Source organism: Pseudomonas sp. MEJ086 (assembly GCF_030209025.1).
Lineage (GTDB): Bacteria > Pseudomonadota > Gammaproteobacteria > Pseudomonadales > Pseudomonadaceae > Aquipseudomonas > Aquipseudomonas fulva_A.
Genome location: NZ_JARVSV010000026.1, coordinates 101715 through 120353, shown reverse-complemented (window position 1 = coordinate 120353; position 18639 = coordinate 101715). Strand labels below are relative to the sequence as shown.

Below are 18639 nucleotides of genomic sequence, written 5' to 3'. Positions count from 1 at the left end.
CTAAAGCGGCCTTATTGCTCATCGCACCCAGCGTTGCCACAGCTTTCCAGGCACTTCTGGTTGGCGGCACCCATACGCTCGACATCATTGCAGGCATAGACCTGGAACCAGTTCTGCTTGGCGACGCGGCAAGCTTCACTCTTGTACGGCACGGTGACGTGTTGCTGTGGCTCCTCTGGTGAGCACTGGTAGGTGGCATCGAAGGTTTTCATTCCAGCATCGGCGGCTACCTGGGCAACGATGTCGTCCAGCTGTTGGCTGCGCTCGGCATGGCCCGGAGTGCTGCTAATACCAGCGATGTTCTGCAGGGTTGCATTAGAGGCGTCGGTCTCCGAACGACGGGCTACTGCTGAGCTCCCCTTGAGTGCACTGTTGGTGCCCATGCTGGCACCACTCAGCGCCGACACCGCGGGCTGCAAGCTCCCTGCATTCTGTACGCCGAGGTTCTGTTGTGCGGTGGCGATGCCTCCGGCTTGGCCGTCGGTGAGAATATCGGCCGCCATCCCGGTGATCATTTGGTTGCGGATTTCGCTGGAAACTCCAGATACCGAGCTGACAGCTCCCGCGCCAATACCAATAGCCATGACCTTGCCGAACAGGTCACCACCGCCCGAGCCAGTTTGCGCCTGCTGGCGAGCTGCAGCTTGTTGTTGAGCTAGCTGCTGTGCCTCCTGATTGGTCGCCATCTCACGGCGCAGGCGATTGTTTTCCAGCCGGGTCTTGTACAGGGCATCGATGCGCTCTCCCTGGGAGTATTCACAACGCTCGGGACTGCCATCGACAGTGCAGACTCCATTGCCGTCGGGAGCGAAGCTGCTCATCTCGCCTTCATATATCGGGCTTTCATTGATGCTCACTTGGCCCTTGGTGAAGCCCAAGCCACCGTTGACTGCCACCATGGTGCCTCGAATCTGCAGGCCGGTGTCCAATCTGGACCAGGTGACGGTACCAGCAGGAACGCCTTTCTTGAACGGGCCGGAAATGCGTTCCAAGCCGGATGCATCGTAAGCATCCACAGTGCCTGACCAGCTGTTTTGTTCGCAGGTACCACTTGCGAGGCGCCAGCCAGGGAAGCCGCACGACTTGGCGCTGGCCAGTTGAGCGCTGGACATATGGCGGGGCCCCAGCTTGCCATTGCTGACCATGGCCTGAGAAACCTTGCCATCAGGTGAGGTGACCTGTACCAGACCATCATCCAAGTGGCCGAGGTCGAAGTTCCCCTGTACCTGCTCGCCGTTGGCAAAGCGCATGACGCCTGGGCCGTTGGCCAGGGGGAAGTTGACGATGCCTGCCGCATCGAAGTGAATATATTGCTTGGTGGCTTCTAGGTGGGGAAGGCTGTAAGTCACGCCGTCAAAAGCAATGTTGGCGTGTTTGGACTGTGTGGGCAGGCTGCAGGTGCCGGTCCAGGTATTGCCCTGAGGATCGCCCAAGGTACAGGTGCTACCTGGGAGCAAATAAACTCCCATCGAGAAGGAGACCATGGTGAATTTGTCGGAGCTGACCGTCCAGCCCGCAGGTGAGGTGTAGGTCCCTTTGGGGCCGGCCATGCAGCCGGAGCCGAACGTCAGGCTCCCATTAATTTGTCCGCGAAACAGCACCGTGCCGTTGGGGCGGTAGATTTCCCCGTCGCCCTCAAGATAGCCGGGCTGGGGCGTTCTGAACTCACCTTTGCAGGTTACATTCAGGTTGCCGCTGAAATCGAACCAGCGCCCCGAGCCCTTACCCTGTGGTACGCCGCCTTTCCACTCGCCGCTGTATTCGAAAGCCGAGGTGGCCGGACTGGTCTGAAAACGGTGGGTATAGACGCCATCGGAGATACCGGTTGGCATTGCTGCTGGCGTGAATTGCGTGCACCCGACGAGAAGCATGGACATCGCGCCCAGGCAAATGGTGGTGCGTGATGAGGCGAGCAGGCGCATATGGCACATCCTTGATTGGTTTATCGGATCCGAAGTTTCGCTCGCCGCCTGCTTTAGGAGAGGCGCGGACGAGAGCGATCGCAGATTGCCATATTCCGGGAAGGGCTCAAGCGTGAAAGGCTCGACTTTTATTGGTACGTTTGGAGTCTCGAGGAGGCAGTTAGCTCTTAGTCTTGCTTGGCCTATCGAGACCAACAGCTATTGGCCCAGAGTGTGTAAAAACGTCCGGATAAACCCCTGCTATGATTTCTGAGAAATTTGTCGCGAGGGAAGCCCGCGCAGAGGTTTATCCAAGGTGAGTACCGAGGTCACAGCAACTTGCTTCCCGAGAGCCTCGGTGATTACCTCAGCGAGACTAATGCGGTGCGGGTGGTCGATGTCTTCGTCGATGTATCTGCCTCTCTTCCCATCTGTATGAGGCGCTCGATGTCTAGCCGATACTCCCCATCTCCTACCAGAGCTGTCCTAGACCTGCAAAACGCACGTTCGCTTGTGGGAAAGCGGCTGAGTGTGCTGCTGCACGACCAGTACTATTTCAACGACGAGAAAGATCCGGGATATATAGGTTCTCTAGAGTGGCGTTTTGGCGAGCAAGAAGTTCTATCCATGTATCTCTTGAGTGATGGCCAGCGAGTCGGCTCGGACTTGTTGCCTTCTGATACGCCGGCTTCCTTTGAGATAGAGCCGAACGTGACATGCTCCTGGAAGAGGGAGAACCTGCTTGCAGGTCTATCGGCAACCCAGCTAGAGAACACAAAAATTTGCGCAGTTGAGGGAGTTGTCGACTCTTTAAATGGGCATGAGCCTTGGCTGGCCGGATTCAGAGTTACGTTCGAGACCGGTGACTCATTGATCTACCTTAATCAGGGCGACGAGGCCGTCGTATTGATTAATGCGCTACCGCCGGTAAATGTAGGCCTCGAAACACGCTTTGTTACCTCGATTTGATGACAGCTAGAGGTGGTGCTGTTCATAAAGGTCAGCAATTGGCCGGTAGCTGCCCGTCGTCACCGCCTGCAATCGGCCAGAAGCGTCGCACGGGAAGGTGACTTTCTAGCGGAATCACGTGCTGAAATTGCCCGTTTGCTAAACTCTTAAGCTCACGAAGCAACCATCAGCACTCCCAGGGAAGCAAGCACTAATGGAACTGACATTGAACGCCGCACGAGCATTAAGAGATGGTGGCATCGATGCCATGGCTGCCTTGGATCAGATGCTGATTCAGACCCTTAAATACCTCCCTGCAACACAGCATGCAGACATCAAGCTCGTTACCGGCCGGCTCATGGGCGCTGTCGCGAAGGAAACGATTGAAAAGGGCATTACGGCTTTCCCTGAGCTGAACCCGGACGACGAAACCTGGATTTCGATAGCGATCAGCAAGGGGCTCGAAAGATCTTCAGTACCTTAAACATTGGCAAAGTGTCTTGCACACATGTCGCCAGATCCGTACTCAACTAGCCTCCAGCTCTGACCGCTCTTCATAGCCGCTGGCAGGTAGTTACACCTCGAGAAAGCCCACTATCGCCGCCGAAAGCGGCCGGTTGCGAGTTGCTCGCTCTCGGCCGGCAGCTTCCATATCTACCAGCAGCATCCTCGCTGCCCTCCGAAAAGGCTGCTCTCGCTCCGTGATCTGGAACGTGGCCCATTCGGTTTTCACCTCCGGGCCAACCGGCCATAATGGCGCCTGCTTCTCCACTCAACCTGCCTGCCGCCATTGCGCAGCAGCGCGACTCTGCAAGGAACGCTCATGAGCTTTTTCCGGAAGCTGTTCGGACTCTCACCCAAACCCGCCACCGAGGCAGCATCGCCAACGCCACAGGCGGCGCAGACGCCTGACAGCGAGAGCCTCTTCGACGCCGCTAACCAGGCCGCACGGGAGGCCAGTGCCGACTGCCTGGATCGCCACTGGCAGTCGGTCGGCAGCGTCGAACAGGATGTGCTGGGCTACCTCATGAGCCCGAGTTTTTCCGGCGGCCCGTATTGGCCCTCCACCCGCCAGGCCTATCGCATCGTGCGCCGCGGTGACGCCATCATCCTGGCAACCGAAGGCCTCTCGGATCCCTTCGACGATGAAGAGGGGCAGGGCAACGGCTTCGAGATGGAGCTGTTCCTGGAAACCGCCGATATCCCGGAGCATGCCCGCGGCAAGCCGGGCGAGGTCGACCCGCTCAGGTACAGCTGGGCCTTCGAGCTGATCAAGCACGTGGCCGGCACCGTGGCCAATGCTGGCGGCATCGTCAATCAGATCGAGCAGTACGGCGTGCTGTCCCTGGAGTTGCCTGGCCTAAGCCAGTCGCACTACATGAGCGAGCAGATTCCCCCTGCATTCGTCAGCGACGACGATGCCGTGGGCGTACTCATCGGCGGCCCGGCGCCTGACTTCGCGACGCGCCTGGATGACATGCCGTTGTCGCCCGTCACGCTGATGCCCGTGGTGCTGATCACCGCCGCGGAGCTCGACTACGTGCGTTCTGGCGGCGGCGCCGCCCGTGAGGATCTGGTGCAGCGCCTGCAGGCGGCCGGTGTCAGCCACCGCAGTAACCTGCAGCGCGCCAGCGTGGTGTGAGCGGGCGGGCTGCTGCCTGGCGGCCTGACCTTTCAACTTCACCAATTCATGACTCGAGTGCCGACAGATGTTATCCGCACAGCAAGCCTGCTCAATCGTCCTTGGCCTCTGTGAAGGTGTCACCAGAGACGGCAGGCCGGAGCGTTTTGCCATTCAGTCTTGCGAGCTTTCGGCGAAAGGCGACTATTGGGTGATCTGCTGCAACAGCGAAGACTACGTAGTGCACGGCAAGACCGAATACTGTTACGTCGGCGTCAACGCCCATCTCGTCGACGTCACGACCGGTGAATGTGAAACAGTGGCCAGCTGTTTTTCGGTTGAGCAATACCTGCAAGACAAAAGCGACCGTCAGGCCGCCGCTGGCAACAGCTATGTACTTTGCCCGGCCTTCTCCCGTGAAGATAAAGCTGCAGTGATCAACCTGCGACGAAAGCTGTCGTGCTCATACCCGGACAGCTTTGTCCTGCTATCGAGCACCGGCCGACATTGGCTTACCGGCATACGCAGGTACCTCGAAGATGCCCAGCGAATGCTCGCGGGCGAAGGCATCACGACAACCATCGAGCTAGACCCAGACCCGAAAGGCGCCATCGCCATCGGGCCGGAGGCTTGGCACATCGATAGCGTGCTAAAGGCTGTTCAGAAAAAGCTCGAAAGGGACGATTGACGAGAAAGGCGAAAAATTCTTCTCTGCCACAGCCGGCCTGAATGCTTGGCAGTGAGAGACGCCAGCATGGAGCGGGCAGGGCAGATGGCTGCCGTGCCCCGCCCCAATCTTCAACCCTTGCGCGCCTCCCGCACCGCTGCCTTGTGAGCCGCCCTGACCAGATCCCAGGCATCCGCGCTAAGCAGGTAAGCGGCTTCGCTTATGTGTTGCACGTCCAGGGCATCTGCCTGAGTGATGTTCATGGCGGCGAGACTGTGCAGCAGGCCGCGCACCGCTCTAAGCCGCTGTTCGACGCTTTCCTGCAGATCCATGTACGAGCAATTGCTGTCGATCAGCATTACCGCTGTCGTGGTCGGGTTGCTGGAGAGTGGGAGGAGGTTAGTCATGGCCCTGGCCTCCGTTCTGGTGATCAGCGCGGCGGCGTGCGGACGGATTTAGGGCGTGCTTGTGCTTCATGGGGTGGTACTCCAAGTTTGGTTTGGAGCCGCCACTGATCGTCGCCAAACGATTGGGGTGGCAGCTGTGCGCAGGTTGGCGAACCGGGAACTTGGGACCCGGCATACCCGAAGGTATCCCACGCACAGCCGCCATAACACGAAACGGCAGGCACAAAAAAAGCGCCTGCTGTCGTATGGGGCGCCTATGCGCCAAGTTGCTCGGGTCGCCAAACCCGGTCGCTGAATTTGCAGCGACGTACGCAGGTTAGCGTGGCAGATGTTCAAGGGCAAGCGGAAGGTCGGCTCAGTAGCGGCGGCTGTTCAGCGCTTGTGTTGGATCAGGCTGCTACGGAGCGAGGTGCAGAATGGAAGTGGTCGAGTCGAACAGGGAGATAAGGCTTTTGAAGGTTTGAAAACCTGCTGCTCGCGGGCTGTTTCTGATTCATACCGGCAGCTTATGGCTGGTAGCTGCTACCTGGGACAGGCTGCTGTCGGCCAGAAGCAGCCCTTCAGCAATGGAACATCGTAGGTCGATAGACCTGTGCAACTCATGGATACATGGCGTTGCTAGAATGGTGGTTTGTACTCATCTCACATCAGTGACATATACCGCTAAACTGGCCCGACTTAACGAACAGGTTGAACAACACGGAAGAGGTCAATCGATGGATGCCGCACAACGGGCTGCCAAAGCCAAGCAACACCGGCAACAGGAATACGAAAAATACTGCAACTCCTTCTCTCACTACCTGCCGCTTTGGAAGGTCGACGACAAAGAGTGGGTTGCCCAACGAAAGCAGACCTGGAACGCTATCGCTGAACGGGAGAAGCAAGAAGATGAATTCTTCGTCAAAACGGAATGGGAAAATCGGGGCCGCTTTTTCCAACGAGGCAAGCCGCGAATAAACGATGCGGTGTTGTATCCAGACGAGCGTATCCGGCTCACCCCCTTCGACTCTGTCGATCAGATACTTGAGTTTTATCGCGCGGAGCATGTCTCGCATCGCGGGAGGCTGCACGAAAATGCACTGCGTATGACCAGCTATAGGCTGCGTGCCTGTCCTGCTGAGTTTCACCGGGTGGAGCTGATTGCCAAAGCACTCTATGACCCCAAATGGGTCGGCTGCAAAGAGCCGATGGGTATCGATCAGCGGCAAAAGTATGTGGTGACCTGCCCTCGCGACGCCGTGCGCTCTTATGTAAATGACGCACGCAGCCACATTCGGCATTCGGAATCGTCTAGTCGAGAAGAAGTCTATCGACGCTACAAAAAACGCTTCACGGGCCAGGAACGCAGCTATGTCGAAATCACTATCGATTACTTTTTGAGCTCCCTGGCTATCGCGTTGGACGACAGCTACACAGGCTATGGCGAGGTGTTGGATCAATCGGATTTTGAGGATATGCATGAACTGGCCAAACTTGCATATGCGGTCAAACCAGATGCCGGCAACCCTCACATAGAACTGTTCATTCAGCAGATGAAAGATAGGGTCATCCCCCACCCTCTGTTTCAACAGGCTTTGTCGGTTCCCTTAGCAACGCGCTGAAAATCTAGTTACTCAGTGAGCGGCTTCGAGGGTGGGCATAGCGGATCACTCCATTCGCGTCAAACGTAACGCCCACAGTCCAATGGGGCAGAAGAAGGGGCAGATACACTTAGTGGTCGTCTGCTGTCATTAACGATTAGCAGTAATCGCCCAATAGCGGGCTTTTAGAATAGTTAATTACATCTGCACCTCCGACCCTGAGTGAGGCCGTGAGCAAAGCTGGTGGGGGCAACAAATCATCGTCCACAGGCAATCGTTTATTGCTGAGGTGCAGTTCGCACGCCCATTTCTAGTCTTCAATCTGTTAGATTTTCAGCCTATCCGGCAACCAGTTAGGCTGCTTTTAACTCGTACTACCTTCAAGGAAGAAAACATGTCAGAAAATTATTTCAAGGTTGAATGCATTGCCGAGCCCAAGGAAAAACTCGCTCCGCTGCTAGCTGAACTGCAAAAGCTGGTGCGTAGCGGTGCCTATCAAGGCTCACTGCTAAGTGACTGGGACAATCCTGTACTGACGCCGCCCGCGCTGTACGGAAATTTGCTGCTCTTCACTCTCGAGGCATCCAGCCACGACATGATGGGCAAAGCGCAGGTGGACGCGTTACATACCTTAGGCGCCGACTACGTTCGTATTTCTGCCGAATACACCCAAGTAGGCGAATCTGAAACCATCTGCTTCCAAGCTGGCAAAAAGATTTCCGCCAAAGCATTCCCTAAACCTATTCTGGATGATGCCGGTAAGGCATACATGTTTATCCAGGATGAGCAGGACAGCTCGCTGGCTGCGCTGATCAAGGCAGGCCTAGACCCCGACTGTATTTTTACCGGCCGCCCACTATTTGTTCACGCCTGTGAACACTATTTGGAAAAGTCGATGGCAGCGTTGCTCAAGGCAGGCGTCAACTTGAGTGCCTGCAAGCCATACACGCGGGAAGTCATCTATGCAATTTCTGCTTTAGAGCAACAGAGAGATCGCCGCGCCGTCCTCGCAGGTCTGCTTGCCGGCGGTGCCGACGTTAATGAGGTTTGGTTAACGGCCGAGGGATTTTACAAAGACCCAGCCATGACCGAAATGCTCATAGAGGCGGGCGCAGACATCAACCAGCCGTTCTCAGAAGAGCAAGGCTCCCTGTTGTTTCACAGTGCCGAGCTGTTCGACGATGACCCCGTGCTGCTGGCTCTGCTGGAGCGTAACGGCGCGCTGGCCATCGCGCCAGAAATCCAATATGACTCTGACCGTCTAGAACGCCTCATTTACAGCTTGCGAGGGGCAGAGACTCTGGAGCAGTTGGTAGCCGCTGGTATCGACCTGAACAGCTCTGTAGGAAGTGAGCCCGCGGCAGTTACGGCACTAACCATCAAGCCCAGTATTGCCCTTGGCCTGATCTCGGCTGGTGCAGATGTTAGCCAATGGTTGGAGCCAAGTTACTTTCAAGGCAAAGTGCTTTATCACCTTGCCTTTAACGACAGCAACCACCCACTGGACGACAACGAAGCCGCCGCCACGCTCGGTATTTTCCGGGTTTTACTAGAGCGCGGCCTAAACCCCAACCTTGCTTGCCAGGCTCACGTTTACTACCAGAGCAGCACTTGCTTTGGTTACGCCGGTTCGCTGTTTCTACTGCTGATTAACTTCTGTTGCGCAGATGGCAACAAATGGTCTGGGCTACGCACAGACCTGGCGAAGTTGCTGGTGGCGCATGGTGCCGACATCAATGCACCGGGCGCGCGGGAGACAGGCCTGATTGGGGCGCCGATGCTTAGTGTTCAGCTGGAATCCGAGTACGTGCAGGGATTTGTCAATGCCGGTTCAGGCAGCTTGCTCTACCACCTGGAACAGCAAACTGAAAAAAGTGCAGACACCCAAACGTTTATGCAGTGGGTAGCGGCCAATGGCGGTATTTCTCAACGAGCGCACGTTGCAGTCCCGTAAGGTGCGAGCTCACCTACCAGTGAAAAGGAGACGGATTTTATCGGCACCAACTTAACCAACTTTGGGTAAGTAGACTGTCTCTGATCTCTCTAGCCCCCTAGAGTGAAATCGTTGTTAACGACTCCCGCTTGATTCCAAGCCAACTTACTCAATCGTCCGCTTCTGGCCGATAGGAGTCCGTCACGGACGGCTGCAATCGGCCAAAAGCCGTCGTTCAGAGTAGGGAAATGACCTGCCTTCTTACTAGCGGCACAACACTTCGTAAGGTGTACTTCGCGCACCATGCGACAGACCCACAGATGCTGTGGTGCACACATTCCCCTTACACGACAGCGTCTTCCCTTGAGTTTGACGCCGCTCTTCGATTAGATACGAGGTGTAAACGCTTTGACGTGAATAGCATCATCAAAAACAAGGGAATAGCGCTAATGGCAAGGATAGAGCCCGTTTTCGGCAGTATCAGCAGCGAAATCGAAAACCTATACCAACCGGGCGACGCTCAACTGATCGACGACGGGGTTGTCACGTTTTCAAAACCCAAGATGTTTGATTTTTCCGGGCGTATTTCTCTGGCGCGCTTCTGGCTGATTCATATCCCCTTGGTGCTGGTTCTTCCGTGCATTTTGCTGGCGTTCTTTATGGTGGGGTTGCGCCATCAACTGGTGGTTTTGCTGATAGTTGGTGTCACCGTTGTCGTTCCTGCCATCCTGCTCAACGTGTCTCTACTGGTACGCAGGGCACGTGATCTAGGCTGGAGTCCAATATGGGGAATTCTCTCCGTGTTCCCTGTTATCGGCTTTGTGATAACGCTTCCGCTCATCATGCTTCCGGGGCGTAAAGCGATTAATAAATACGGCCCGCCCAATCCACCTCTCTCGACGTTGGTAAAGCTACTTACCGCACTGTTGGTGGTGCTGGCGCTTGTAACTTCAACCGTGCTAGTTGCCTATTTTCCCCAATACCACCCACAGGAACTCTACGGGTGGTTCGTTAATGCATTGGCTCAGGCATAACGTTAGCGTACGTGAAGTCCATGCTTCGCCTAATTGCGCGGCGCCAAGTGCTCAGGTGCCTTTGTAGAGAGCGCTGTGCGCACCATGCGATAGCCCTGCGTATGCCGCGGTGGTGTCCTGGCAGCACACGGTTTCAGCCAGCTTGGAATTCATCTCATGGTAAGCACGTAAGGAGATACCAGCGCCGTGGTCTCGCTCTAGCCAAAGCTCCTTACGCCACCGGCGACCATCTCCTGCCAAACCACTCCCGCGACCCAATCGTCTTGCCGGCCAAATACCGGAGGAGGCGGGGAGAAACAGCCAGATACGACAAAGCCCGCGCAAGGCGGGCTTTGTCGAGGTGTTTCGCGAGCAGCGCAGAGCTGCTGGAAACTGGGATTTGGTCGGAGAGACAGGATTCGAACCTGCGACCTTCTCGTCCCGAACGAGACGCGCTACCAAGCTGCGCTACACTCCGAATGCGCCGAATTGTACTGAAAAAGTTTTGCAGCACAAGGGGTTAGCGCAAAATTTTTGATCGGGGCGCAGCGCCTGAAGCCTGCGCCCGCGATGGGTCAACGGTGCTTACAGCTCTTTGACGGTACGAACCTGGTCTTTGTTGACCTTGGTGCGCTTGCCATCCAGTTGTTCGAATTCGTAGAAGCCAGTGTCGTCGTCGAAATCAGGGCGATCTACGGTCTGGATTTCCCGGCCATCGTTCAGGGTGATGACCGAAGGCGTGGAACAACCGGCCAGAGTAACCAGGCCGAACGCGAGTAGAAATGCAGCGGTAGTCCGTTGCTTCATGACATGTCTCCTTAAATCGAAGCTGAATGATTACTTGGGCTAAGACGAGCACGGCGACGCCAAGTTCCACCCTATTTATCCAGTCGGCTGGCTGACTCGCAAGCGCGATCTATTCGAGAAGCTGCGGTGAATTGACGTTGCTCAGGCGCGGATCGTCTGGCGCGCAGGTTAGCGCCACGGGCTGGTGATCGTGCAACCAGCGCTGGGTGCTGCGCTGGCCCGCCTGCCAGGCCTGCTCCAGGGAGGGCAGCAGGCTGCGCGGGACGACCGCGAACAGCGGTTCCCAGTGGCCGTCGCGCTTGGCCATCACCGGGCGCTCGCCGGCCAGCGCGATGAGTTCGTCGAGCAGGCTGCGGTCTACCCGGGGTGCGTCACAGGGCAGCACCAGCAGGAGAGGGTGGCGGGCGATCTGCAGGGCGGCGCGGATGCCGGCCAGCGGGCCGGGGTAGTCTGCGCTGTCATCGCCAACGAGGCGGTCGGCGTAGGGCGCGTAGGCGTCATGGTTACGGTTGCAGGAGATGATCAGGTCGTCGGTGAGGGGGCGAACCTGGTCGTGCAGCCAGGCGATCATCGGGCGCTCCTGCCACTGCACCAGGCCCTTGTCGCGGCCCCCCATGCGCTGGCCGCGGCCGCCTGCGAGCAGGACCACCGAGAGGCTTTGGGGCGGGGCTGAGGTAGGCATGGCAGGGTCTCTGGAGGTGGCGCTGTGGTATAACACCGGCCATTGTTCACGACAACTGGAAGCCTGCCATGAGCCACAAGGCCGATGCGCCATTCGTGCCCCTGAATATCGCCGTTCTGACCGTCAGCGATACCCGCACGCTGGAAACCGATACCTCCGGGCAACTGTTCGTCGACCGCTTGAAAGCGGCCGGCCACAACCTCGCCGAGCGCGTACTGCTGAAAGACGATCTGTACAAGATCCGCGCCCAGGTCGCCACCTGGATCGCCGAAGACGTGGTGCAGGTCGTGCTGATCACCGGCGGCACCGGCTTCACCGGGCGTGACAGCACGCCGGAAGCGGTGGCCTGCCTGCTGGACAAACAGGTCGACGGCTTCGGCGAGCTGTTCCGGCAGATCTCCACCACCGACATCGGCACCTCGACCATTCAGTCCCGGGCACTGGCCGGCCTCGCCAACGGCACGCTGGTCTGCTGCCTGCCTGGCTCGACCAACGCTTGCCGCACCGGCTGGGACGGCATCCTGGCCGAGCAGCTCGACGCCCGCCATCGCCCGTGCAACTTCGTGCCGCACCTCAAGCTCGCTGCGCCCTGCGAGAGCCGCGGATGAGCGAGCCGCATTCGCCGCTGATGCCGGTGGAGCAGGCGCTGCAGCGTCTGCTGGCACTGGCCGAGGCCACGCCCATCGAGGGGCAGGAGCTGGTCGATCTGGCCGACGCCGATGGCCGTGTGCTGGCCCAACCGATGATCGCCGGCCTGGATCTGCCGCCATGGCCCAACAGTGCCATGGACGGCTACGCGCTGCGTCTGGCCGACTGGCAGGGCGAGGCGCTGCCGATCAGCCAGCGCATCCTCGCGGGTACCGCCCCGGAGGCGCTGCAGCCCGGTACCTGTGCGCGGATCTTCACCGGCGCGCCGGTGCCGCTCGGTGCCGACACGGTGGAGATGCAGGAAAACGTCAGCGTGGCTGATGACGGTCGCGTGCACTTCGATCAGGCCCTGAAGCTCGCCCAGAACATCCGCCCCCAGGGGCAGGAGAACCGCAAGGGTGAAACCCTGCTGACCGCCGGTACGCGGTTGGGCCCGGTGGAGCTGGGGTTGGCGGCGTCGATTGGCCTGGCGCAACTGCCGGTGCGTCGCAAGCCGCGGGTGGCGGTGCTCTCCACCGGTGATGAGCTGGTCGAGCCGGGACAGCCGCTGGGCGCCGGGCAGATCTACAACAGTAACCGTTACCTGCTGGTCGCCTGGTTGCAGCGCCTGGGCTGCGAGGTGATCGATGCTGGCATTCTGGTGGATGATCTCGAGCGTACGCGCGAGGCCCTCGGTGCCCTGCAGGATGTCGACCTGATTCTGTCCACCGGCGGTGTGTCGGTGGGCGAGGCGGACTTTCTCGGCATCGCCTTGCGTGAGGCTGGCGAGCTGGCCCTGTGGAAGCTGGCGATCAAGCCCGGCAAGCCGCTCACCGTCGGTGAGTTCCGTGGCCGCCCGGTGATCGGCCTGCCGGGTAACCCGGCATCGACCCTGGTGACCTTCGGCCTGCTGGCGCGGCCTTATCTGCTGCGCCGCCTGGGTGTGCAGAAGGTCGAGCCGCTGGGCTTCGCGGTACCCGCGGGCTTCGTCTGGCCGAAACCGGGCAAGCGCCGCGAGTTCCTGCGGGCGCGGCTCGAGAACGGCCGTGCAGTGCCCTATGCCAATCAGAGCTCCGGTGTGCTGCGCAGTGCCGCGTGGGCCGAGGGGCTGGCGCAGGTGCTGGAAGGCACCACCCTGGAAGAAGGCGACAGCCTGCACTTCATTCCCATGAGTGAACTGCTCGGCTGAGGTGTAGAGTCGACGATGGGCTGGCGTGATTATTTCGTTTGCCCGTTGTCTGCATTGGCAGTCGTTTTCAATCCCGTTTTCCGGAGCCGTTATGCAAGAGCGTAAAGCGCTGTTGATCCTTCATGGTAAGCAGTCCCTCAACGAAGAGGTGCGTGCGGCGGTCAAGACCCAACGCGAGCGTGGCTGGGACCTGGCCGTGCGCCTGACCTGGGAGGGCGGCGATGCCCAGCGCCTGGTCAGCGAAGCGTTGCAGGCGGGCTATCCGACGCTGATCGCCGGGGGCGGCGACGGTACCCTGCGTGATGTCGCCGAAGCCATGGCCAAGGCCGAAACGGATGCCAGCCTGGTGCTGCTGCCGCTGGGCACCGCCAATGATTTCGCCAATGCAGCCGGTATTCCGCTGGCGCCGGCCGAGGCCCTGGCGCTGCTCGACACCCCCGCGCAGCCCATCGATCTGGGCGAGGTCGACGACCAGCTGTTCCTCAATATGGCCACTGGCGGCTTCGGCTCCAACATCACCGCCAATACGTCCGAAGACCTCAAGCGTGTGCTCGGTGGCGCGGCCTACATGCTTACCGGCCTGACCCGCTTCGCCGAAGTGCGCTCGGCCTTCGGGCGCTTCAAGGGGCCGGACTTCGAGTGGGAAGGCGAATTTCTCGCCCTGGGCATCGGCAATGGTCGCCAGGCCGGTGGCGGGCATGTGCTGTGCCCCCATGCCCGGGTCAACGACGGCCTGCTGGATGTGTGCATCGTGCCGGCTGCGTCGGATGTGGTCGGCACCCTCGGTACGTTGTTTTCCGGTGGGCTGAAGGGCATCGAAGGGGTATCGGTAAGCGCTCGGTTGCCCTGGCTGGAAATCGAGGCGCCCGAGGGGCTGGACCTGAACCTCGACGGCGAGCCGCGAGAAGGCCACAGCATGCGTTTTTCCGCGCGGCCCCAGGCGTTGCGGGTGCATTTGCCCCAGCAATCGCCTTTACTGCAGGACTGAGCATGGCGCGCTGGTTTTCCGCCAGCCACTGGTGCAGGATGGCGTTGCGCCATGCCGCCTTCAGTAATGCAACGACTGGCCGATAGCCTCACAAGAACATCACGCCTCACAGGAGCGAATAATGGCCGGTATTCTCGACACCGTTGATCAACGGACACAGCTGGTAGGTGAGAACCGCCTGGAAATCCTGATGTTCCGCCTGGCTGGCCGGCAGTTGTTCGCGATCAACGTATTCAAGGTGCAGGAAGTCCTGCAGATGCCGAAGCTGACGCTGATGCCGCAGCGCCATCGTTTCGTCTGCGGGGTGATTCACCTGCGCGGCCAGACCCTGCCGGTGATCGACCTGTCCCAGGCCATCGGCATGCGCCCGATCGTGCCCGATGAGCGCAGCACCATCATCGTCACCGAATACAACCGTTCGATTCAGGCCTTCCTGGTCGGCGGCGTCGACCGCATTCTCAACCTCAACTGGGAATCCATCCTGCCGCCGCCTGGCGGAGCAGGGCGCCACCACTACCTGACGGCGATCACCAAGGTCGACGACCAGTTGGTGGAAATCATCGACGTCGAGAAGGTCCTGGCCGAGATCGTGCCGTACGACACCCGCATTTCCAGCGACCGCCTCGCCGATCCGCTGCTGGAGAAGGCCCGTGGCCGCGAAGTGCTGCTGGTCGACGACTCCAGCGTGGCGCTGTCGCAGTTGCGCGATACCCTATCGCAACTGGGGATCAAGATGCATGTGGCCACCGATGGCCTGAAGGCGCTGAACATGCTCAAGGCCTGGGCCGATAACGGCCAGGTGATGACCGACAAGCTGCTGATGATCTTCACCGACGCCGAGATGCCGGAAATGGACGGTTATCGCCTGACCACCGAGATCCGTCAGGACCCGCGCCTGCGTGATCTGTACGTTGTGCTGCACACCTCGCTGTCCGGCAGCTTCAACGATGCCATGGTGAAGAAGGTGGGCTGCGACAACTTCCTCTCCAAGTTCCAGCCCGACAAGCTGGTCGACGTGATTCGCGAGCGCCTGGCGCTCGACGAGCAGTAAGCGCTCAACGCCACGCGCCTGGCTTGAGCCGCGGCGGCGGTTTGCGTATAACCGCCGTTTCGCTCTAGTCAGGACGCCGGGCCATGCACCTTTCCTCGCTTTATCGCTTTCCTCTCAAGTCCGCCATTGGCGAATCGCTCCCCAGCCTGCAGCTCGACGGCCTGGGCGTGGTCGGTGATCGCCGCTGGATGCTGGCGAGCGAGGAGAACGGCCGCTTTCTGACCCAGCGCACCTTTCCGCAGATGAGCCGCCTGACGGCGCGCTGGAATCAGAGCGGCGGCCTGACCCTCGAGGCGCCGGACAGGCCCTCTCTCGATGTGGCGCTGCCGGACCCGGACGAGGCGTTGCGCGGCGTGATCATCTGGCGCGACAGCATGCGCGTGCCGGATGCCGGCGACGAAGCCGCGGCCTGGGTCAGCGCGTTCATCGGCAAGCCCTGTCGGCTGGTGCACGTGCCTGCAGAGCGTGCGCGCTATATCGAGGGCAATGTGAGCGGCGATGAGAAGGTTGGGTTCGCCGACGGCTTCCCGCTGTTGCTGATCGGCCAGGCCTCGCTCGACGACCTGGTGGCCCGGGTTGGCCGCCCGCTGGAAATGCTGCGCTTTCGTCCCAACCTGGTGGTGCAGGGCAGCGAGCCCTATGCCGAAGACAGCTGGAAGCGCATTCGTATCGGCGATATCGAGTTCACCCTCGCCAAGGCCTGTTCACGCTGCATCATCACCACCATCGATCCGCAAACCGGCGAACGCAGCGCGGATCGCGAGCCGCTGACCACCTTGCGCAGCTACCGCCAGCGCGAAGGCGAGATTCTCTTCGGGCAGAACCTGATCAACCACGGCAGCGGCGAATTGCAGGTCGGCATGCCGGTCGAGGTGTTGGCGTAGGTTGAGGCATTCACCCCTGATGTAGCCCGGGTCGAGCGCAGCGACACCCGGTAGGGCGCCCTGGGTATCGCTGCGCTTAACCCAAGCCCCGGCGGCGGGGCCACTGCGCGCTCTTTCTTGCCGCTTGCCGCCGCTTTATTGGTCGAAATAACGCTCGTGCCAGCCTACCAGCGGCTGCGGCGCGTTGAGTTTGTCGCCGTAGATCACCGCATAGGACAGCACGTTCTGCACGTACTGGCGGGTTTCATTGAACGGGATGTTTTCGACCCATACGTCGTAGGACAGGTGGTTGGCGCCGCGCAGCCATTGGCGAACACGGCCTGGGCCGGCGTTGTAGGCGGCCGAGGCCAGCACGCGGTTGCCGTTGAACTGGCCGTAGATCTGGCTCAGGTAGGCGGCGCCCAGCTGGATGTTGACGCTCGGCAGCAGGGCGTTGTTGGGGTTGCTCAGGGGAATGCCGTACTTCTTGGCGGTCTCCTTGGCGGTGGCGGGCATGACCTGCATCAGGCCCATGGCGCCGGCGTGGGATTTGGCGTCGGCCATGAAGCCGCTTTCCTGGCGGGTGATGGCGAACACCCAGCTGGAATGCAGGCCGCGTTTCTTCGCTTCGGCGGTCAGCGGTTCGCGATGGGCCATCGGGAAGCGCACGTCGAGGTCATCCCAGTACTTGGCCTGGCTGATGGTGCGAATGGCCGGGAAGTACCACTCCATGTCGTAGGCCAGGCGTGCCTGAGCGACCAGTTCGTCGCGGTCGAAATGACGGCTGGCGTGATACCACTCGCGGCGGCCGTCGACGATCTGGCCACGGTCATGGAATTCCATTGCACGGCGGATGCCGGGGGCGTTGCGGACCTTCTTGATCACCGCGGCGCTGAGCGGCAGCGGCGCGTTTTTCAGGTAGTAGGGTTCCTTGACCTGGTCGGCAGCCATGAAGCCATAGAAGTCGCGCTCCTTGGCCAGTTCGTGGAACAGCGGCTGAGCGGCCTTGCCGTTGGGTTGCGCCAACTGCAGGCTGCGCGCCTGCCAGTAACGCCAGCGGTTGGTGCTGATCAGGGAGTCGGGCATGCGGCTGATCAGTTTGTAGGCGTCGTCCCAGCGACCCAGGCGCAGCAGCAGGCGCGCGCGCCACTCGCTGACGGTGTCGTCACGCAGGTTGGGGTCGTACTTGGCCATCACGTCGAGGGCACGCGGGTCGAAGCGGCGTGCCAGGGTCAGGCCGATCTCGTTGGCGATGGCCACCTTCTCCTGCTCGGAGAAGCGCATGCGCTGGGAATAGCCTTCGAGCAGGCTCAGGGCCTGTTCCGGGTCCTGGCGAGCGAGGCGGCGCAGGCCCAGGCTGACCACGTCGCCCATGGCGTCGTCGGCCGGCATGAAGCGCGCGGTCTGGGTGAGAATCTGCGGCTTCTGGCCGACTTCCACGAGCAGCTTGCCGTGGTTGCTGAGCGTCGGCAGGTCCTTGCTCAGAAAGGTGGCCAGGCTGTAGTTGCGCGCTTCGGCAGCCAGCTTGGTACGTTGCCAGCGGCGCTGTTCGGTCAGTTGCCCTTCGGCGGCCCAGCGGTCGAACAGGCGATCGCAGGCTTCCGGTTGCGACTTGCCGACCAGCCACAGCTTTTCGGCGCTGGCGTAGCCTTCGGCGGTTTGGCCCTGATTGAGCTGGCGCTGGCCGTTGAGGCAGTCCAGTTCGGTGAAATTGAGGTTCGGATCGTAGTACTTGGCGAAGGTCTGCCATTCGCCACGCTCGGCCAGCCAGCGCAACCAGCGCAGCTTCATCCAGTTGGCCTGAGGCAAGTCGCCATGGGCCGCGAGAAAGGCCTCGATCTCGTCGTTGCTGGCCCATTTCAGGCGCGCAGTGAGCTCGTCGTACGCCAGGTAGGGCGTCAGCGGGTAGTCACGCAAGGCGCTGGCATAGCGCTGATAGGGGCCCTTGTCGCCCTTGGCGAGGGCGGCTTTGGCCTCGTCGTAGTACTGGCGTTGCTGGGGCAGGCTGGCTGCCTGGCTCAGGGTTGCCGTGGTGGCGCAAAGGATCAGGCAGGACAGCAGACTGGGCAAACGACAGCGCATGGCACTTCCGGGGGATCATCTCGTGAGCGGGCGCGATCTGGCTGAATGCCGGTCGCTCGATGCGCCCTTGGGGCGGTTGCCGTTATACAGGCGATCACGGCAGTGCCGGGCGCGGTGACGACAACGGGCGTTAGCTTAGCCTTTTGCCCGCTTGGCGCGAAAGGGCCGTTGCAGCTTGGCGCATGTCTGTTTATGTCACGTCGACGGTCGGCACGCACGGCCTCACAGACGCCGAGGGTCTTCTCGGTTAGAATACGCGCCCGGTTTTTGGCTGGCGCAT

Annotated in this window: 17 protein-coding genes, 1 tRNA gene and 1 pseudogene; 13 read left to right on the top strand and 6 right to left on the bottom strand. The window is 60.2% G+C overall.

Features of this window, described 5'->3' with window-relative positions; all coding sequences use genetic code 11:
• Window positions 1-11: 11 nt before the first annotated feature.
• A complete protein-coding gene (locus QRN22_RS17600; RefSeq protein ID WP_042555574.1) occupies window positions 12-1922 on the bottom strand; it encodes a hypothetical protein in 1911 nt (636 codons plus the stop codon).
• 258 nt (window positions 1923-2180) lie between these two features.
• On the opposite strand from QRN22_RS17600, the pseudogene QRN22_RS26700 reads away from it, so the two are divergent.
• From QRN22_RS26700 to QRN22_RS17580, 5 genes and pseudogenes are all read left to right on the top strand, one after another.
• Window positions 2181-2312: pseudogene (locus QRN22_RS26700) on the top strand (hypothetical protein); the annotation flags it as partial.
• A gap of 120 nt (window positions 2313-2432) precedes the next feature.
• Window positions 2433-2870, top strand: coding sequence for a hypothetical protein (locus tag QRN22_RS17595; protein ID WP_231570217.1), 438 nt, complete (start codon window positions 2433-2435; stop codon window positions 2868-2870).
• Window positions 2871-3063: 193 nt separating this feature from the next.
• Window positions 3064-3333 carry a hypothetical protein gene (locus QRN22_RS17590; protein ID WP_042555575.1) on the top strand — a complete coding sequence of 90 codons (270 nt, stop codon included), beginning with the start codon at window positions 3064-3066 and terminating at the stop codon, window positions 3331-3333.
• A gap of 339 nt (window positions 3334-3672) precedes the next feature.
• A complete protein-coding gene (locus QRN22_RS17585) occupies window positions 3673-4491 on the top strand; it encodes a suppressor of fused domain protein (RefSeq protein WP_042555577.1) in 819 nt (272 codons plus the stop codon).
• Window positions 4492-4558: 67 nt separating this feature from the next.
• Window positions 4559-5158, top strand: a complete 600-nt coding sequence (locus QRN22_RS17580; protein WP_042555578.1) for a hypothetical protein — start codon at window positions 4559-4561, stop codon at window positions 5156-5158.
• 110 nt (window positions 5159-5268) lie between these two features.
• Here the strand turns inward: QRN22_RS17580 and QRN22_RS17575 are convergent, their stop codons facing one another.
• Window positions 5269-5544, bottom strand: coding sequence for a hypothetical protein (locus tag QRN22_RS17575; RefSeq protein ID WP_052493845.1), 276 nt, complete (start codon window positions 5542-5544; stop codon window positions 5269-5271).
• 716 nt (window positions 5545-6260) lie between these two features.
• Between QRN22_RS17575 and QRN22_RS17570 the strand changes: the two genes are divergently transcribed.
• The 3 genes from QRN22_RS17570 (at window position 6261) to QRN22_RS17560 (ending at window position 10091) form a co-directional block, all read left to right on the top strand.
• A complete protein-coding gene (locus QRN22_RS17570; protein ID WP_156152766.1) occupies window positions 6261-7145 on the top strand; it encodes a hypothetical protein in 885 nt (294 codons plus the stop codon).
• Between the two features lie 373 nt (window positions 7146-7518).
• Window positions 7519-9078 carry an ankyrin repeat domain-containing protein gene (locus tag QRN22_RS17565; RefSeq protein WP_042555580.1) on the top strand — a complete coding sequence of 520 codons (1560 nt, stop codon included), beginning with the start codon at window positions 7519-7521 and terminating at the stop codon, window positions 9076-9078.
• Between the two features lie 392 nt (window positions 9079-9470).
• Window positions 9471-10091, top strand: a complete 621-nt coding sequence (locus QRN22_RS17560) for a DUF805 domain-containing protein (protein WP_197077045.1) — start codon at window positions 9471-9473, stop codon at window positions 10089-10091.
• 380 nt (window positions 10092-10471) lie between these two features.
• Here QRN22_RS17560 and QRN22_RS17555 read toward each other — a convergent pair.
• From QRN22_RS17555 to mobA, 3 genes are all read right to left on the bottom strand, one after another.
• A tRNA-Pro gene (locus tag QRN22_RS17555) sits at window positions 10472-10548 on the bottom strand.
• Between the two features lie 107 nt (window positions 10549-10655).
• On the bottom strand, window positions 10656-10877 hold the full coding sequence (locus QRN22_RS17550) for a YgdI/YgdR family lipoprotein (protein WP_042555582.1): 222 nt from the start codon (window positions 10875-10877) through the stop codon (window positions 10656-10658).
• A gap of 109 nt (window positions 10878-10986) precedes the next feature.
• A complete protein-coding gene (mobA, locus tag QRN22_RS17545; protein ID WP_042555583.1) occupies window positions 10987-11559 on the bottom strand; it encodes a molybdenum cofactor guanylyltransferase MobA in 573 nt (190 codons plus the stop codon).
• Between the two features lie 68 nt (window positions 11560-11627).
• On the opposite strand from mobA, the gene moaB reads away from it, so the two are divergent.
• From moaB to QRN22_RS17520, 5 genes are all read left to right on the top strand, one after another.
• The gene (moaB, locus tag QRN22_RS17540) at window positions 11628-12167 is read left to right on the top strand and encodes a molybdenum cofactor biosynthesis protein B (protein ID WP_042555584.1); all 540 of its coding nucleotides are present in this window, start codon (window positions 11628-11630) and stop codon (window positions 12165-12167) included.
• Window positions 12164-13375, top strand: a complete 1212-nt coding sequence (locus QRN22_RS17535) for a molybdopterin molybdotransferase MoeA (RefSeq protein WP_042555585.1) — start codon at window positions 12164-12166, stop codon at window positions 13373-13375. The genes moaB and QRN22_RS17535 overlap by 4 nt, the downstream gene beginning before the upstream one ends.
• Before the next feature lie 91 nt (window positions 13376-13466).
• Window positions 13467-14363, top strand: a complete 897-nt coding sequence (gene yegS / locus QRN22_RS17530) for a lipid kinase YegS (protein ID WP_042555586.1) — start codon at window positions 13467-13469, stop codon at window positions 14361-14363.
• Window positions 14364-14484: 121 nt separating this feature from the next.
• Window positions 14485-15414: a chemotaxis protein CheV gene (locus QRN22_RS17525; protein ID WP_042555587.1), complete on the top strand. Its 930-nt coding sequence runs from the start codon at window positions 14485-14487 to the stop codon at window positions 15412-15414.
• 83 nt (window positions 15415-15497) lie between these two features.
• Window positions 15498-16298 carry an MOSC domain-containing protein gene (locus QRN22_RS17520; protein ID WP_042555588.1) on the top strand — a complete coding sequence of 267 codons (801 nt, stop codon included), beginning with the start codon at window positions 15498-15500 and terminating at the stop codon, window positions 16296-16298.
• 135 nt (window positions 16299-16433) lie between these two features.
• On the opposite strand, the gene QRN22_RS17515 is transcribed toward QRN22_RS17520, so the two are convergent.
• Window positions 16434-18359: a transglycosylase SLT domain-containing protein gene (locus tag QRN22_RS17515; RefSeq protein ID WP_042555589.1), complete on the bottom strand. Its 1926-nt coding sequence runs from the start codon at window positions 18357-18359 to the stop codon at window positions 16434-16436.
• Window positions 18360-18639 lie beyond the last annotated feature (280 nt).

Coding starts and splice junctions, on each gene's coding strand:
- mobA (WP_042555583.1), bottom strand. CDS start 11,559: ATGCCTACCTCAGCCCCGCCCCAAAGCCTCTCGGTGGTCCTGCTCGCA.
- QRN22_RS17585 (WP_042555577.1), top strand. CDS start 3,673: ATGAGCTTTTTCCGGAAGCTGTTCGGACTCTCACCCAAACCCGCCACC.
- yegS (WP_042555586.1), top strand. CDS start 13,467: ATGCAAGAGCGTAAAGCGCTGTTGATCCTTCATGGTAAGCAGTCCCTC.
- QRN22_RS17600 (WP_042555574.1), bottom strand. CDS start 1,922: ATGCGCCTGCTCGCCTCATCACGCACCACCATTTGCCTGGGCGCGATG.
- QRN22_RS17520 (WP_042555588.1), top strand. CDS start 15,498: ATGCACCTTTCCTCGCTTTATCGCTTTCCTCTCAAGTCCGCCATTGGC.
- QRN22_RS17590 (WP_042555575.1), top strand. CDS start 3,064: ATGGAACTGACATTGAACGCCGCACGAGCATTAAGAGATGGTGGCATC.
- QRN22_RS17525 (WP_042555587.1), top strand. CDS start 14,485: ATGGCCGGTATTCTCGACACCGTTGATCAACGGACACAGCTGGTAGGT.
- QRN22_RS17580 (WP_042555578.1), top strand. CDS start 4,559: ATGTTATCCGCACAGCAAGCCTGCTCAATCGTCCTTGGCCTCTGTGAA.
- QRN22_RS17550 (WP_042555582.1), bottom strand. CDS start 10,877: ATGAAGCAACGGACTACCGCTGCATTTCTACTCGCGTTCGGCCTGGTT.
- QRN22_RS17535 (WP_042555585.1), top strand. CDS start 12,164: ATGAGCGAGCCGCATTCGCCGCTGATGCCGGTGGAGCAGGCGCTGCAG.
- QRN22_RS17515 (WP_042555589.1), bottom strand. CDS start 18,359: ATGCGCTGTCGTTTGCCCAGTCTGCTGTCCTGCCTGATCCTTTGCGCC.
- QRN22_RS17575 (WP_052493845.1), bottom strand. CDS start 5,544: ATGACTAACCTCCTCCCACTCTCCAGCAACCCGACCACGACAGCGGTA.
- QRN22_RS17565 (WP_042555580.1), top strand. CDS start 7,519: ATGTCAGAAAATTATTTCAAGGTTGAATGCATTGCCGAGCCCAAGGAA.
- moaB (WP_042555584.1), top strand. CDS start 11,628: ATGAGCCACAAGGCCGATGCGCCATTCGTGCCCCTGAATATCGCCGTT.
- QRN22_RS17570 (WP_156152766.1), top strand. CDS start 6,261: ATGGATGCCGCACAACGGGCTGCCAAAGCCAAGCAACACCGGCAACAG.